Below are 15,618 nucleotides of genomic sequence, written 5' to 3' on the forward strand. Positions count from 1 at the left end.
TTGAGCAACCGTCAGCTACTGCACAGACATTGCCACGACCAAAAAACTGCTATGGATGCCTTGAGGCAAAAGAGGCAGTTGGCACATGAAGAGTTAGCGAGGTATTTGGATGATAACCCGTTCTAACCGCCTAACCCTAACTGAGGGAAGAGGTGCCCATGACAAGGGTCAAGTCACTGAGGAGCCGTGTGACGGGAAACTGTCACGCACGGTTTTGAAAGGGAGACGGGAGGTAGCAATATCTCCCGCCGACCCAAACTATTGGCAGATTGAACAGTTAGAACAAGCTGGCTACACCGTCCACACCCAAGAGGGATGGCACACCTCAACCCTAAGACAGTACCTTGGCTTGCCCAAGTCCAAGAACAAGGCTGAAGAGTCACCTGCCGCCCATGCTGTTGATGGTATTTGCCTCGCCGCTTCCCAGTTCTTATGGTATCGCCAAATCAAAGGGAGAAGTGGCACCTTCAATGGTGGAATAGCGGTAACACCCTGTCAATTTGCGGTAATCAGCCGCCCCCCAATTTGCCGCCGCCAACTACACCTAATGATTCCCAGCAAGGGAGGGCGGCGGCGAAACTATGGTGGCACGGTTACTCGCCACAGTGGGTTAAGGAAGGGCGATTATGTCAAGGCTGAAAAAGCAGGCATCACCTACTACGGTTACGTTTCCGGTGACACCAAAACCAAAGTTTCGGTGAGTGACGCTAACTGGAAACGGTTGGGACAGTTCACTGCCAAAAAAGTCCAATTGTTGCAGCGAAATACCGGACTGGTATCAACAGTTGGATTGTCAAACCTCACCACACTGAGCGAAGTCGAAGTGAGTGGCACGGTTTGACCTCTATCCCTCCCCAACCTGCTTCGCTGAGGTTGGGGTCTCACGAGGTAAAGCGATGAGCGAAAACCAGTATAAAGCGGTCATTTTAGATCTCGATGGCGTCATTACCCAGACGGCGCGTTTACACGCTAAAGCTTGGAAGCAGATGTTTGATGATTATCTGCACCAACGTTCCCAACGCCAAGGAGATGATTACACGCCGTTTGATATTGATGCGGATTACCATGAATACGTGGATGGGAAGCCCCGTTACGATGGGGTAAAAAGTTTCTTAGCCTCCTGTGGGATTGAATTACCCCAGGGAAATCCTGATGATTCCACTGATCAGGAAACCATCTGTGGGCTGGGGAACCGCAAGAATCAGCTTTTTCTGGATGTAATGGAACAGGAAGGCGTGGAAACCTATTCTGATACAGTCGAACAGATTCATCACTGGCGAAAGCAAGGTGTGAAAACGGCGGTTGTTTCCTCCAGTCGCAACTGTGCAGCGATTTTGGATAAGGCTGGGTTAATGGATCTGTTCGATACGAAGGTGGATGGCGTTGATTCTGCACAACTAAACCTCAATGGGAAACCCGCACCCGATATCTTTTTACAAGCCGCCCGTGAACTTTCTGTGGAACCGGAAAATGCGATCGCAGTCGAAGATGCGATATCTGGTGTGAAAGCGGGAAAAGCGGGACAATTTGGGTTAGTTGTCGGTGTGGTGCGCGATGGCGGTGGTGACGCCTTACGCCACCATGGTGCGGATGTTGTGGTTCGCGATTTACGGGATATCTCGGTAACGCCAGAGAAAACGACTCAATCCCTCCCCTCGGCGCTGGAACAAATTAGCACTATTGAAACTCGGCTGCGCGATCGCCAATTGGCATTATTTACCGATTATGATGGGACACTGACGCCGATTGTACAACGCCCGGAAGCCGCCATCCTGTCTCAGGAAATGCGATCGCTACTCCTACAGTTATCTGATCAAGTGATTGTGGCGGTAATTAGTGGACGGGACTTGGCGGATGTACAAAACATGGTAGGTATCGATAAACTCTACTATGCAGGTAGCCACGGTTTTGATGTCGCTGGGGGTGGTATCCAGATGCAGCAGCAACAAGCCCAAGCCAGTCTCCCGGAATTAGATGAGGCGGAACACCAGCTACGGGAACAGCTTAAACCCATTGCTGGGGCGAAAGTGGAACGGAAACGGTTTGCGATCGCACTTCATTATCGAGAAGTGGCTGAGTCAGATGTGGAACGGATTCAAGCCATTGTCGATCAGGTGGTTCAAAACCATCCACAGCTACGCCAAAGCCGTGGCAAAAAGATATTTGAACTACAGCCAGACGTAGCCTGGGATAAAGGGCGTGCTATCTGTTGGTTGCTGGATAAACTTGACATCAACACCCCAGATGTGCTGCCGATGTATTTAGGCGACGATACCACAGACGAAGATGCCTTCCAAGCGCTGCGCGATCGCGGAATTGGTATTCGTGTGGGTATGCCAGACGAACCAACCCAGGCTAATTATTATCTGCAAAACCCCGACGAGGTGAAGCAGTTTTTCCAAGCATTATTGAAGACATTAGACGAAAGGAATTAGCATCGTGGCTGAACGGAAAACGCACGATTGGCAACTGATCTACCCCAACTGGGAACCCCAACAACAGGGATTACGGGAAGCACTCTGTACATTGGGAAATGGCTACATTGCCACACGCGGCGCTTTCGAGGAGGTGAATGCTGGGGGTTCTCATTATCCCGGTACTTACTTAGCAGGCGGGTATAATCGGCTGGAAACCAATATAGCGGGTCGTGTCCTGGAAAGCGAAGATCTGGTTAATTTTCCCAATTGGCTTCCTCTGAACTTTCGCCCCAAAGATGGTGACTGGTTTGATATTGATGCGGTTGACGTATTGGATTTTTCCTATCGTTTAGACGTACACTGTGGCGTGCTGGAACGGATGGTACGTTTCCGTGACGCCAACGAGCGCGAGTTTACTCTCACCAGCCGACGCCTAGTTCATCAAGACAACCCCCATTTAGCCGCGATTGAGTGGCGGCTAATTGCCCACAATTGGTCAGGAGAAATCGAGATTCGTTCCGCACTGGATGGGACTGTATCCAATCAAAACGTTGAGCGCTACCGACAGCTTAATAGTAAACACTTAGACATCCTGGATACAGGTTATGAGGGCGAAGACGCTATTTTTCTGAGTGTTTGCACCAATCAATCTCATATCAGCATGACTCAAGCGGCGCGAACCCAAGTCTTCGAGGGTGATGTGGTGGTGCCAACGCAGCGAGAACGTCGGGATGAGAATGGACGGATTGCCCAGCACTTAGTTGTACCCTGTCAGCAACAGAAGGAACTGCGGGTTGAGAAGATTGTCGCGATTTATACATCAAGAGACTTTGCCATCAGTGAACCTGGACTAGAAGCTAGGAAGACTGTGCGCCGAGCGTCAGGCTTTGCGGATTTATTGCGATCGCACCAACGGAAATGGCGTCATCTCTGGAGTATTGCTGATATTAACCTGGAAAACGGTGATATCGACACCCAGTTTATTTTGCGGTTACATATCTTCCATCTGCTGCAATCCACTTCACCGAATACCATTGATCGGGATGTGGGCGTACCGTCGCGAGGATGGCATGGAGAAGCCTATCGCGGACACATTCTCTGGGATGAGTTATTCATTTTTCCCTTCCTGAATCTGCGCCTACCCGAATTGACCCGTTCTCTGCTAATGTACCGTTACCGCCGCCTCACCGAAGCGCGGCATTTGGCTTGTACAGCCGGATACCAGGGCGCAATGTTTCCCTGGCAAAGTGGCAGTGATGGACGCGAGGAAAGCCAGGAATTGCACTTGAATCCTCGTTCTGGACGTTGGATTCCAGATAACTCCAATTTTCAGCGACACGTCAATGCGGCAATTGCCTATAACGTTTGGCGGTACTACCAAGCGACGAATGATATCGAGTTTCTCTCCTACTACGGTGCAGAACTATTGCTGGAACTCGCCCGATTTTGGGCAAGTATTACGGTATATAATGCAGAGCGCGATCGCTATGAGATCCGTAACGTTATGGGTCCGGATGAATTCCACACCCATTATCCCGATACGGAGACGCCGGGATTAAATAATAACGCTTACACCAACGTGATGGCAGCATGGGTATTACGTTGTGCCAGTGGCGTGTTACAGTTACTCGACGAAAAGCGCCGCGAAGAATTGACCGAGGTTCTGGATATCGAGGACGAAGAACTGGTTCGCTGGGAGGAAATCAGTCGCAAAATGTTTGTTCCGTTCCACGATAAGGGAATAATTAGCCAGTTTGAGGGGTATGAGAATCTCAAGGAGTTTGACTGGGAAGGTTATCGAGAAAAATACGGCGATATCCAGCGCCTTGATCGCATCTTAGAGGCGGAAGATGAGGATGCGAACGGTTACAAAGCCAGCAAGCAGGCGGATGTACTGATGCTGTTCTATCTGTTCTCATCAGAGACGTTGCAGGATCTATTTGAATATATGGGCTACCCCTTCGATGCGGAAACCATCCCCCGCAATATCAACTATTACATGCAGCGCACCTCTCATGGTTCCACCCTCAGCCGGATGGTGCATTCCTGGGTATTATCCCGATCAGATCGAGAAAAAGCGTGGAAATTCTTTAAAGAGGCTCTCCATAGCGACATTGATGACATTCAGGGAGGTACAACGCCTGAAGGCATCCACTTAGGGGCGATGGCGGGAACGGTGGATCTGATGCAACGCTGTTATACCGGGTTGGACATTCGCGATCAGGTCTTGTGGTTAAATCCGTGTCTGCCTAGTGAATTATCCGATATACGCCTGCGATTGCGCTACCGAGGACATTGGCTATCACTGCGGTTGACTGATGAAAATCTCACCGTTTCCTTTGATCGCGGCTGGTCACAACCGGCTTGCATTGGCTTCCAAGGTGAGGTCTATGAGATGGTTGAGGGAGAGACAAGGGAGTTTAAATTGGCTTGAGGGAGATGGGGGAGAGGATTACCAATGAACCATGAACCATAAACAATCAACAAATGACGAATGACAAATCACCACCTCTCCCTTGCCAGCAATGTAGTTTACTCCAATTTAACCTTAATCTGCTATCAATAGAAGTAGACAGAATTGAAATTGTCCTAGGGCAAGTCAATCACCCCGCCCATCAACAATATGGACGAGGCTAACATTAACCCGTACAGGGGAGATGCTTTAAACCATGAGGCAATTGGGTAGAAAGTATACTTCTTTTTACCCACCGCTTTGTATAAGTAAATTGAGTTAGGAGGTGTGGCTTTCCTCCCCGATCCTACGACCTAGTAGGCAGGAGGGAGGTGTTCAGCCACAAAGTAGGATGAGGTGAGTCTATCTTCTGCAAACCGCCCTTGCGATCGCAATCACTTTAAACGCGCCCTTAACCGCTTAGAGCAGGATGTGCTGCGGATGGGCGCATTGGTGGAAAATTCTTTCCGCCTCGGTCATCAAGCTCTATTTTATCAAAATCTGGAGGCAATCCAGGAAATCACCTCCATTGAGAAACGAATTGATCGCTACTACCGCCATATAGAAATAGAGTGTGCCTCTCTGCTCACACTTCAATCGCCAGTGGCACAAGATCTACGTCTGGTTAGTGCGTTTATGCAATTAATCCGGGATTTGGAACGTATTGGTGATTATGCTGAGGATTTAACAGAAATTGCGGTAAAATTATTCGCTTATCCGCCTCATCCTTGTATGTCCCAGATTGAAGAAATGTCCCACCATGCCCAAGCGATGCTAGCGTCGAGTTTAGCCTCATTAGCGGACTTAGATGCGACGGCTGGACAAGCGGTTAAAGTACTAGATGATAAAGTCGATAATGCCTACGACAAGTTGTATCACACGTTAGCTTTTCAGCGAGATATTCCAGGCGTAGTGGAGCCAATTGTCCTCTTGGTCTTGGCAATTCGTCATATCGAACGCATGGCTGATCATGCGACCAACATCGGTCAACGGGTGACTTATATTGTTACAGGTCATCGTTCCTAGAAAAGAAAGCAGAAGGCAGAAGATTGTAGAGGCAGGTTTAGAAACTGTAGGGGCGGGTTTAGGAACTAGCGCTAGCTTTTTACTAATAACTGAAAAACAAAACCCGCCCTGCCTCACCAATAACTGAAAAACAAAATCTACCCTGCCTCACCAATAACTGAAAAACAAAACCCACCCTGCCTCACCAATAACTGAAAAACAAAACCCGCTCTTATTCATTATCATTTCAGCCCAGCTTAACCTAACGATTACCAATACCTTACCTTTTTCTAACCTGCAAGATTTAAAGTAATATCGCATCTAGGGTATTCCTATCACGAAACCCGAAACTGAAAGGGTAAGGCAAAACTATGGCTCTCAAACGTCGTCATTTTCTGCTATTTCTGGGAGCTAGTGCAGGAACAGTAGCGCTGGGGTCTTGTAGTTCTCCGAGTCAGAAGGGTTCAGGTTCATTAACCCAAATTAACCCGAATACAGATAATCTGAGTTTTAAACCCGTTAAAGGTCCCCTACCGTTAGAAAGCGATCGCGTGCCATCAACGAAACAAATCGAAGCCTACAGCCGTTATGAAGTGGTGGATGATTTGGTACTACCCGAAGGTTTTACCTACGATGTGATCGGCGCTTGGGGAGATCCGGTGGGGGATTCTCGCTTTGGTTATAACAATGATTATTTATCATTTATAGAAACAGGTCAGGATGAAGGATACCTGACCATTAATTTTGAATATATTAGCGGTGGCACCTGGATGCAAACCTACTCTCAGGTTATCGGTGAGTCATTACCATTTGAAGAAGTTAAAGCGGTGGCGGCGAAGAGTGATGGTAAAATTAATGCCTTTGCTTTACCCGATGCTGATCCGCTAAAAGCCAAAATTCGCCAGATTTCCCAAGCGGGTTTGATTGATCAGGGATTGGGTGTGATTTCACTGCGTCGAACAGCCGATGGAACCTGGATGCGAACGAATTCTGGTGCTGATCGACGGATTACCGGAATCTCTGGATTAGCAGACGATCGCTATCTCAAAGCCACGGGACCTGCTGTCGCGGTTTTCCGCAAGACTCAAGCACAAGGATACCAGGATGGCTTAGGCGATCGCATTATTGGGACATTCCAAAATTGTGCGGGTGGAACCACCCCTTGGGGAACAGTATTCAGTGCAGAGGAAAATTTTCAAGACCAAGTGCCAGAAGCCGTTTACGCTGATGGTACGTCCTTTGACCCCGCTGCGCTTCCCTTTGTGATTAACGATTACTTTGTCGATGGACGAGGGAATGTCTTGGGTTTAGCTGGGAATAAATATGGCTGGATGGTAGAAGTTGATCCGGCTAATGCCAATGATTATGGGACAAAACACACTTGGCTGGGTCGATTTCGTCATGAAGCCGTGGCGTTTAAGGTTGTATCTGGGAAACCCTTAGCGGTATATTCGGGATGCGATCGCCGAGGCGGTCATCTGTATAAGTTTGTCAGTAAAGACACCGTTAGTGATCCAACCGATAAAACCAATTCCCGTTTAATGGCAGAGGGAATGCTTTACGCGGCGGTGTTTGCACCTGATGGCACAGGACGCTGGATGGCATTAACACCCAGTACCCCCGTTAACCCTGTGTTACCCAGTACCGTTGAAGGCAGCTTAGTCCCCTTACCCAAACGTCCCCAGGGGGGAATTGTGGAGGTGACAACCGATGCGGAAGCCTTGGCGTTTAAACAGCAGTTTGCCACACTGGGGGACTTATACCAAGGGAATGATATCGAAAAACAAGGAGCAATTTTAATCGACGCCCATTTTGCCGCCAATGCTGCTGGTGCAACCACCACCGCCCGTCCGGAAGATACAGATATGGCAGCGGATGGTTCGCTGTATATCGCCTTTACCTCTGGTAGTCCAGGGGGAGATGGCGGACCCGACAAGCGCGTTTTCCAGGGACCCAAGGGAGAAACGCCCTGGGAATATGGTTGGATTCTGCGTCTAGTAGAAAACCAAGATAATCCCGCCGCAATGACATTTCGCTGGGACTCCTTTGCCATGGGGGGCGAACCCGCTGAAGGGGGTGCCGGATTTTCTAATCCCGATAATTTAGAATTTGACAACAATGGTAATGTTTGGATGGTGACGGATATATCTACCTCCAAACACAATCAGCCCGTAACCAGTCGGGTCAATGACCAAGGTGAATCCATAAGTCAAACTGATATCCAGGGCATTTTTGGCAATAATTCGATCTGGTGTCTGCCCACATCAGGGGAAATGGCAGGGAATGCTTACTTATTTGGCATTGGACCGATGGAATGTGAAACCACCGGACCCTTTTTTAGTCCTGATCAAAAAACCCTATTCCTCGCCGTACAACACCCAGGGGAAAAATACGGTATCCGCAAGGATAACCAGACTGAGACTCGTAAGTTTGTGATAAAAACTACTACCGGAGAAGAATTTCTGCAAGAACGTCAAGTCCCCCTGGGTTCCAACTGGCCCCGTAAAGGCACAAGCGATCCACCCCAGCCAGCCGTGGTCGCGATTCGGCGATTGGATAACCAACCGATTACTATGGCATAAAATACTCTTAATAGAGATGTAATATGCTATATCTCCACATTTCTACATTAATTGATTCAGATAAATAATTCTAATCTTTTCGTGGTATCCAGCTCAACAGCTTTGATTTAGAATCTATTTCTTAGAGGATAAAAACGTGTAACAGTTAAAGCGTAAAATTAGTGATATGTTTTGAGTAAACGCAAAAAAGCTATTGCTCATTCAGTCCAATTGGTTTACAGTTTTGGCATGGAAGTAGGTGTGAGGATTGTTTATGATTATGTCAACTCTATTCTGGAAAACGGTAAAGGCAAGTCCCGTCCTGTTGGTTGCCTCTTTATTCGTCGCTAGTGGTGCATCGGCGGCTGAGTCAAATTCCCATCAGACGGCTGCTGATCTGTCTACAGCCGCGATAAATTTGGACGCTGAACCGACAGCCTCAATCAGTCCCACGTTGGATGATGCAGCACTGACTGAAGCCATCCCAGCAACGGATACGCCCAAACCCACCGTAACCGTTAGTCCCACGTTCCAACTGGCAGATAGTACCTTCCCTGAACCTGTTCCGGCGGCTGGAGATAGCTCGGTTAACTCTAATCAGGAAATTTTGCAGCAAATCCAGCGCTATGGCAACGAAGGATCTGCCTCTCTTGACCAAGTAACCAGCGTGGGTCAGTTGCGAGACGTTTCTCCGGGTGACTGGGCGTATGAAGCGCTGCGTAGTTTAGTTGAGCGCTACGGTTGTATTGCCGGGTATCCAGATGGTACCTATCGGGGCAATCGCGCCTTGACCCGTTACGAATTTGCGGCTGGTTTGAATGCCTGTTTACAGCAAATTGAACGTTTAATTGGGGATGGCGGAGAAATTCCTGATTTAGAAACCCTGCGCCGATTAATTCAGGAGTTTGAAGCAGAATTGGCAACCCTGGGTGCGCGGGTGGATAACCTGGAAGGGCGCGTAGCGTTCTTGGAAGACAATCAGTTCTCAACAACGACTAAGTTGAGAGGGGAAGTCATCTTTGGTCTGGCTGATACTTTCGGCGATACGATTGCTACTGGGGATGATGACACGAATACAGTCTTGGGTGATCGGGTACGTCTGAACTTTGAAACCAGCTTTACGGGACGCGATCGCTTGCGTACTCGTTTGGAAGCCATAAACATGGCTGAATTTGATAGTGGTGTTACTGGCACTAACATGACCCGCTTGGGGTTTGATGGAGCCGACGGTAACGACGTTGCCGTTGATGAACTTTGGTATCGCTTCCCCTTCGGTGACAACCTCCTTGTCCAAATTGATGCGGCTAACGGTGAGTTTCAGGACACCATTATCGATGTAGTTAACCCTTTCTTTGACAGTAGTGGTAGTGGTTCTATTTCCCGCTTTGGTCGCTTCAATCCGATTTATCGGACAGGAGGCGGTGCTGGTGGAACCTTAACTTATAGCTTGGGAGATGCCTTAGAGTTGTCAGCGAGTTACTTTGCTGACGAAGGATCAGATCCAGGTGAGGACAGGGGACTCTTTAACGGCAATTTCGCTGCCTTGGGTCAGATAACGTTCAAGCCGACTGAAAATATTAGCATAGCTGGAACTTATGTGCGTTCCTACTACCGGGGAGAAGACTTAAACGATGCAGACGGGAATGTGAATGTTACTGGGTCTACAGGTAGCCTTTTAGCACGCCGACCTTTTACCAATAATGTAGCAACTTCAGCCGATTCTTTCGGGTTGCAAGCGAATGCAACATTTGGTAAGTTTTCTGTTGGCGGTTGGGTCGGTTATCAAGATGTTCAAGCTGAAGATGATTTCGGCTTCAATCCATTGTTCCCAATGTTGGGTTCCGAATCCCTTGTGAAAGAAGGTGATGATGCTGAAATCTGGAATTGGGCGGTTAACTTAGCATTGCTCGATTTGGGTGGTGAAGGCAATAAGCTAGGTGTCGTGTTCGGTCAGCCACCTAAAGTTACCGATAATGATGCAGAGAATTTGGTTGTCGATGCTGATGGTAACCAAATCTTATCTGGGCGCGACGATGATGATACCTCCTACCATTTAGAGGTGTTCTACCGCTATCAACTGACCGACAATATCGCGATTACTCCTGGCGCTTTTGTCATCTTTAACCCAGAACACGAGGATGACAATGATGACATCTGGGTAGGAACTATCCGCACTGTCTTCAGTTTCTAAGCCTGTCTCGGCTATCGTTGACAATTGAATCATTTGGTGTAGGGGTACAGCATTGCTGTACCCCTATTAATCCTAACCTTATATTAATAAGCGCGATCGCTTGCGTAATTGCCTATGCTAAGGTCTAAATATATGCTGGATTAAAGCTCATGACTGCATCAACTCAAAAGATTCTTCAGACCTTTGATCAGTTGCCTGATTCAGAGCAACTTGAGATTTCCGTAGAAATCTTGAAGCGGCTCATCCATTTTGACTTTCCACCATTGGCAGATGAAGATTTTGTCTTCAATGCTGAAGAGTTATTCTTGACACTAGACCAACAAGAAGCGGATTATGAGTAGTCCTGATCGTGGTGAAGTCTGGCTTGTCGATCTGGGCTATGCGGCAAAAGTTAGACCATGCTTAGTAGTCAGTATTCCTACTCTCAACCAAGATCGTGCGCTAGTTACTCTAGTGGCGTGGCACAGCTTATTTAATGAATTAACCATTAGCCGCGAAACCGTAGGGGCGCAAAGACTTGCGCCCGATTCAATGGTAAAATCTCTTCCACAATTTTAGCTGTGCCGAGCCAATAGTTAGCGTTAACGCCCGTTTTGGATAAGAATGAGCCAATAAGCATTTTAAGTTTATTCGGTGTGAGGAAAGTGAATCGATGAAATCAACCCTAGTCTGGAAGACGCTGAAACTCAGTCCAGCCCTACTTGGACTGTCTCTATTCGCCGTCAGCCACGCTGATGCGGCGATTCCTGACCAAACAGCAAATACCAGCAAATCTACAGTAGAACTCAATCGCCAGTTATCGGAAACTTCAATAGAAATTGATCCTCTACAAATCGCTTCCGATGTCCCCCCAAGCTTGAATCCCACCAACATGACGGCTGATTCTAATCGGGAACTATTAGAACAAATCCAACGCTACAGTGGTGAAAATGATGCCGAATCCCTCAACCAAGTAACCAGCGTGGGTCAACTGCGAGATGTTTCTCCGGGAGATTGGGCGTATGAAGCGCTGCGAAGCTTAGTAGAACGCTATGGCTGTATTGCAGGGTATCCGGATGGCACCTATCGCGGTAATCGCGCCCTGACTCGTTACGAATTTGCCGCAGGTTTAAATGCCTGTTTAAACCAAATTGAACGTTTGATTGGTACGGGTGGTTTTGACGAGACTGAGTTAGAAACTCTGCGGCGGTTAATTCAGGAATTTGAAGCGGAATTGGCAACTTTAGGCGCACGAGTCGATAACCTAGAAAGGCGTGTGGCATTCTTAGAAGACAACCAGTTCTCTACCACCACCAAACTGAAAGGGGAAGTTATTTTTAACCTAGGTGGTGCATTTAGTGATGAAGACTTAAGGATTGATGGTGAAGACGACGATGACGATGGTGACGTTGATGCGTTTGGTGATAACCTCACCTTTAGTCACCGGACTCGTTTAAACTTTGACACCAGTTTCATGGGAGAAGACCGCCTGAGAGTTCGCTTACAAGCGGGAAATATTCCCGAATTCGATGAGGCGACAGGTACAGAAATGGCTCGCTTAGGGTATGAAGCAGCAACAGATAACGATATCGTGATTGATGACTTGATCTATGAATTTCCCTTGGGCGATAAAATCATGATTGCCATTGGTGCTAATGACTTTGATTTTAATGAAATAGCTAACCTACACAATCCCTATCTAGAAAGTAGCGGTACGGGAGCCTTAAATCGCTTTTATCGCCGCAATCCTTTTGTCTTCCGAAATAATGCTGAACAAGGCGTAGGCGCTAATATTATGTTCAGTGATTCCCTGAGTTTAGATGTGGCGTATGTGACGGGTGAAAGTGAAAGTCCAGCCGATAAGGATGGAGTATTCAATGGTGATTTTACTGCCATTTCTCAGTTAAATCTAGCCTTAGCAGACACCTTAGATTTAGGCTTTGCGTTTGGTTATTCTTACTATCCCGGTGAAGATGTCAACCTTTCTGGTAGTACAGGGAGTCCACGGGCAAAAGAACCCTTTGGCGAAATTGCGACTTCCGCCTTGCGCTTTGGCATCCAAGGAAACTGGCGAGTTACGCCGACAATAAACCTAGCGGGTTGGGGGGGTTACATTGATGCAGAAGCTGAAGCGGGTGACCGAGAAGGAGATGATGCTGACCTATGGACGTGGATGGCAAGTGTATCTTTCCTGGACTTAGGGAAAGAGGGGGCTATTTTTTCAGTGGCTGGAGGAATGCCACCCAAGTTAACGGATGTTGATGGCGGTGATGAGGATGATGATACTTCTTTCTTAATCGAGGCGCAGTACAAATATCCAATTACCGATAATATCCTGATTACACCGGGAGCTTATGTCATTTTAAATCCCAATCATGATGATGGGAATGATGATATTTGGGTCGGCACAATTCGCACAACCTTTAGCTTCTAATCACCTTTAATGAGATCCCCGACTTCTTCAAGAAGTCGGGGATCTGGTAGACTTTCCTTAACAAATGACCAATGACGAATGACAAATGACCAATGACAAATGACGAATAGCCTACCTTACCGCCATATCCTTAATAAACCATTGACCCTCCTGACGCACCAACTCATACTGAACCCGCAAGTTCTCATCGTATGAAAGTGCCTGATTAATTTCACCATTTTGATAGAAACGGGCTTGTTCTTTAACCGCCGCGTCCACCTTCGCTTGGTCAGAATTAGCCGGATTCGTTTGCACAGATGTTACTTTAACCTGGTGATCATACTGGGCATAAATATTCCGTTGCTGATTCGCTTGCGCCCGCCGCTGCCAAACTGACAAAACTGGATCAACTAGAATTTGATCCAATCGATCAATTTGATAATCGGGTCCGAACACTTGCGATTTCGTCGAAAGCCAGGTTTGAATCACTTGCTGGGCGGTATCTTGGGTCAGCGGACCTCCGGGTGCGATTAACTGACTATCGGCTTCAGGAATCGGAATCGGAGGCTGAGCCAGTTCCACCATGGGTTGTTCACCTTCTAAGGCTGGCGCAGAGGAACCTTGGCGGAGGTTTTGTATCCAAGCGATTAACAACCACCCGATTAATCCGATACCCACGACTCCAGCAATAACCAGCAAGATAGAGCGTCGGTTTTTAGCTGCCTTGCGGCGTTCCGGTAGTCGTTGCAGACGTCCTGGAGCTGACTGATCTAGATGTCCGGGTTCAGAGGAGCCAGTAGCCGATGTCGGTGTAGTCCGAACTCGACCAGCCGCTTCTGCTTGTGATCGGGTTTTTGGTTGACGCCCTGAGTCTGGTGATTTGACAGCCGTGTTTGTTGGCGAATCCCCAGAAGAATTAATGGCTTGAGTTGTGGGTTCTGCCACCCGACTCGTTGCTGAAGCAACCCGTTGGCTGGCGGGTAACGTCGAGACACCGGATACCGAGGCGCGATCGCTCCCCCCTGCAAAACTTGCTGTCTGAGCTGCCCGATCGCGCTCTCTGCTGCTATATGAACCCACAACGGCTGGTTCGCGATCGCGGGAATGACCATTACTCCGACCTGCGGATGCGCCTGTTGTCGTGTAGGCTTTTTTCTGAGCCGTCACTGACCATTCATTATTAGCCGTTGGCGTCGATTCCGGAAGCTGTTCTAAATAGGCTTGTACCTGCTCATCGGCAAAATAGTCTTTCAGCGAGGCGGTTTGTTCTGCCAAGTCGCGGAAATGGGGAAAGACGGAATTTTGCAGCCAGCGTTCTCCATACAGACATAATCCCGGTAACAAATCTGGAGCGCCTTGAGACTGTTCCCGAATAAAGGCTAACGGTTCGTATTCATGACTCAGTTCTAAAGCGTGGCTGGCTTCTTCCGTTTGACCCAACAGCAGCGCACAGACGGCTTGTTCTAAATGCACATCCTGACGCCGCCCCAACCGCATTAGCATTTGTTTCGCCCGGGCAATTAAAGCGGGTTGGCGCTGGGCAAATCCTCTAGCAATCAAGGCATAAACCGCCAGATAGGTGGCGACGGCGGAAGGGCGACGGGCTTCTGCCTCAAATAGGGTTTGTTGTTGCGCCGCTGTTAAGTAACCCCGTAACTGCTGGATAAACCGCAAAAAATCATCAATACTCAGCCCCGACTGGTCATCCCCGTTGCCATCAATTCCTTGGCGCTCCTGTAGCATATCTTGCAACAGTTGTAAACCCTTACGCCGTTCAGCAATCTGTTCATCGGGTAATGCCAGCAATTCCAGAATCCGGTAGGGACGCAGCTTATAGAGATCCGCTTGAATTTCGCCCCGCACCGTAGGAAATAAACCCTCACTCAGCAGTAATTCTTGACCCGTTTCCAGGGACAAGGCGGCATTTTCGTACCGACCTTGCTGCCATTGTTCCCGCCCCAGTTCCAAACACGCCAGCGCCAGGGTCAGGAAAATATCGGGTCGCACCAGTTGCGGGTCACCTAAGTGACCTTTATCCAAACTGATGCTGTCACGACTGTGTAAGTAAGGTCGTCCTAAGTCCAAGACGAGTTCATATTCCCCAAGTTCTTGCAGAATCAGCAAAGCGCCAACAAATTGTTCCTTGCTGATGTCTAAGCTGGGACTACTTGGATCAATCGCCTCCGTAGCTGTGGTTTCAGCCGTCGCCGTTGATTCCAACGGTAAAGAAGGGCTAGACTCTGGGTCGTAGGTTTTCTCCAGAAAACTAGCATCATAACTTGAGCGCTGTTCCGGGTCAGAGAGAACCGCATACGCCTCATCCAGCAACTCCTTGCGAGATGCGATCGCCACTTCCGAATATTCCCGACGTGGAAGTTGGAGAGTGCGATCGCGATAGGCGACTTGAAGCTGTTCTGGTGTTGCCTGGATCGGCAATCCTAATATTCGGTAGTAATCGAGCGGAATTCGCACGGTTCACTTCCCCAGCGCTGCAACAACTGAATTCATGTATGTTAACTCATAGAATCCCCAATGTAGTAGTCATTCTACCAAGACTCACCTATCCTAGCTGAAAAATAGGTTTGAGTTTTGAGAACAAA

At 48.3% G+C, this 15,618-nt stretch carries 10 protein-coding genes and 2 pseudogenes; 10 read left to right on the forward strand and 2 right to left on the reverse strand.

The window, feature by feature from the left end:
• Window positions 1-238 precede the first annotated feature (238 nt).
• The 9 genes and pseudogenes from RID53_RS31215 to RID53_RS31255 form a co-directional block, all read left to right on the forward strand.
• Window positions 239-900: pseudogene (locus RID53_RS31215) on the forward strand (RRXRR domain-containing protein); the annotation flags it as partial.
• Window positions 897-2,435 (forward strand): trehalose-phosphatase, encoded by a 1,539-nt coding sequence (otsB, locus tag RID53_RS31220; RefSeq protein ID WP_446391798.1) that lies wholly within the window; start codon window positions 897-899, stop codon window positions 2,433-2,435. The pseudogene RID53_RS31215 and the gene otsB, both read left to right, overlap by 4 nt.
• 4 nt (window positions 2,436-2,439) lie before the next feature.
• Window positions 2,440-4,851 (forward strand): glycoside hydrolase family 65 protein, encoded by a 2,412-nt coding sequence (locus tag RID53_RS31225; RefSeq protein ID WP_446391799.1) that lies wholly within the window; start codon window positions 2,440-2,442, stop codon window positions 4,849-4,851.
• A 53-nt stretch (window positions 4,852-4,904) separates the two neighbouring features.
• Window positions 4,905-5,054, forward strand: a complete 150-nt coding sequence (locus RID53_RS31230; RefSeq protein ID WP_446391800.1) for a hypothetical protein — start codon at window positions 4,905-4,907, stop codon at window positions 5,052-5,054.
• Between the two features lie 172 nt (window positions 5,055-5,226).
• Window positions 5,227-5,895, forward strand: a complete 669-nt coding sequence (gene phoU, locus RID53_RS31235; RefSeq protein ID WP_446391801.1) for a phosphate signaling complex protein PhoU — start codon at window positions 5,227-5,229, stop codon at window positions 5,893-5,895.
• Window positions 5,896-6,245: 350 nt separating this feature from the next.
• Window positions 6,246-8,456, forward strand: coding sequence for a PhoX family protein (locus RID53_RS31240; protein ID WP_446391802.1), 2,211 nt, complete (start codon window positions 6,246-6,248; stop codon window positions 8,454-8,456).
• 259 nt (window positions 8,457-8,715) lie between these two features.
• Window positions 8,716-10,626 (forward strand): iron uptake porin, encoded by a 1,911-nt coding sequence (locus tag RID53_RS31245; RefSeq protein WP_446391803.1) that lies wholly within the window; start codon window positions 8,716-8,718, stop codon window positions 10,624-10,626.
• A 149-nt stretch (window positions 10,627-10,775) separates the two neighbouring features.
• Window positions 10,776-10,967, forward strand: coding sequence for a hypothetical protein (locus RID53_RS31250; RefSeq protein WP_446391804.1), 192 nt, complete (start codon window positions 10,776-10,778; stop codon window positions 10,965-10,967).
• Window positions 10,960-11,082: pseudogene (locus tag RID53_RS31255) on the forward strand (type II toxin-antitoxin system PemK/MazF family toxin); the annotation flags it as partial. The gene RID53_RS31250 and the pseudogene RID53_RS31255, both read left to right, overlap by 8 nt.
• Window positions 11,083-11,113: 31 nt before the next feature.
• Here RID53_RS31255 and RID53_RS31260 read toward each other — a convergent pair.
• Entirely contained in the window at window positions 11,114-11,245 is a 132-nt protein-coding gene (locus RID53_RS31260; protein ID WP_446391831.1) for a hypothetical protein, read from the reverse strand.
• A 33-nt stretch (window positions 11,246-11,278) separates the two neighbouring features.
• Here RID53_RS31260 and RID53_RS31265 point away from each other — a divergent pair, with 33 nt between their 5' ends.
• On the forward strand, window positions 11,279-13,039 hold the full coding sequence (locus RID53_RS31265) for an iron uptake porin (protein WP_446391805.1): 1,761 nt from the start codon (window positions 11,279-11,281) through the stop codon (window positions 13,037-13,039).
• Window positions 13,040-13,150: 111 nt separating this feature from the next.
• Here the strand turns inward: RID53_RS31265 and RID53_RS31270 are convergent, their stop codons facing one another.
• Complete coding sequence (locus tag RID53_RS31270) at window positions 13,151-15,490, reverse strand: IMS domain-containing protein (RefSeq protein ID WP_446391806.1); 2,340 nt, start codon at window positions 15,488-15,490, stop codon at window positions 13,151-13,153.
• Window positions 15,491-15,618 lie beyond the last annotated feature (128 nt).

This window comes from Coleofasciculus sp. B1-GNL1-01 (genome assembly GCF_040220235.1).
Taxonomy (GTDB): domain Bacteria; phylum Cyanobacteriota; class Cyanobacteriia; order Cyanobacteriales; family Coleofasciculaceae; genus Coleofasciculus.

Bases quoted from the DNA above. Each gene is read 5' to 3' on its own strand.
- otsB (WP_446391798.1), top strand. From the start codon at position 897: ATGAGCGAAAACCAGTATAAAGCGGTCATTTTAGATCTCGATGGCGTC.
- RID53_RS31230 (WP_446391800.1), top strand. From the start codon at position 4,905: ATGACGAATGACAAATCACCACCTCTCCCTTGCCAGCAATGTAGTTTA.
- RID53_RS31240 (WP_446391802.1), top strand. From the start codon at position 6,246: ATGGCTCTCAAACGTCGTCATTTTCTGCTATTTCTGGGAGCTAGTGCA.
- RID53_RS31245 (WP_446391803.1), top strand. From the start codon at position 8,716: ATGTCAACTCTATTCTGGAAAACGGTAAAGGCAAGTCCCGTCCTGTTG.
- RID53_RS31250 (WP_446391804.1), top strand. From the start codon at position 10,776: ATGACTGCATCAACTCAAAAGATTCTTCAGACCTTTGATCAGTTGCCT.
- RID53_RS31260 (WP_446391831.1), bottom strand. From the start codon at position 11,245: ATGCTTATTGGCTCATTCTTATCCAAAACGGGCGTTAACGCTAACTAT.
- RID53_RS31265 (WP_446391805.1), top strand. From the start codon at position 11,279: ATGAAATCAACCCTAGTCTGGAAGACGCTGAAACTCAGTCCAGCCCTA.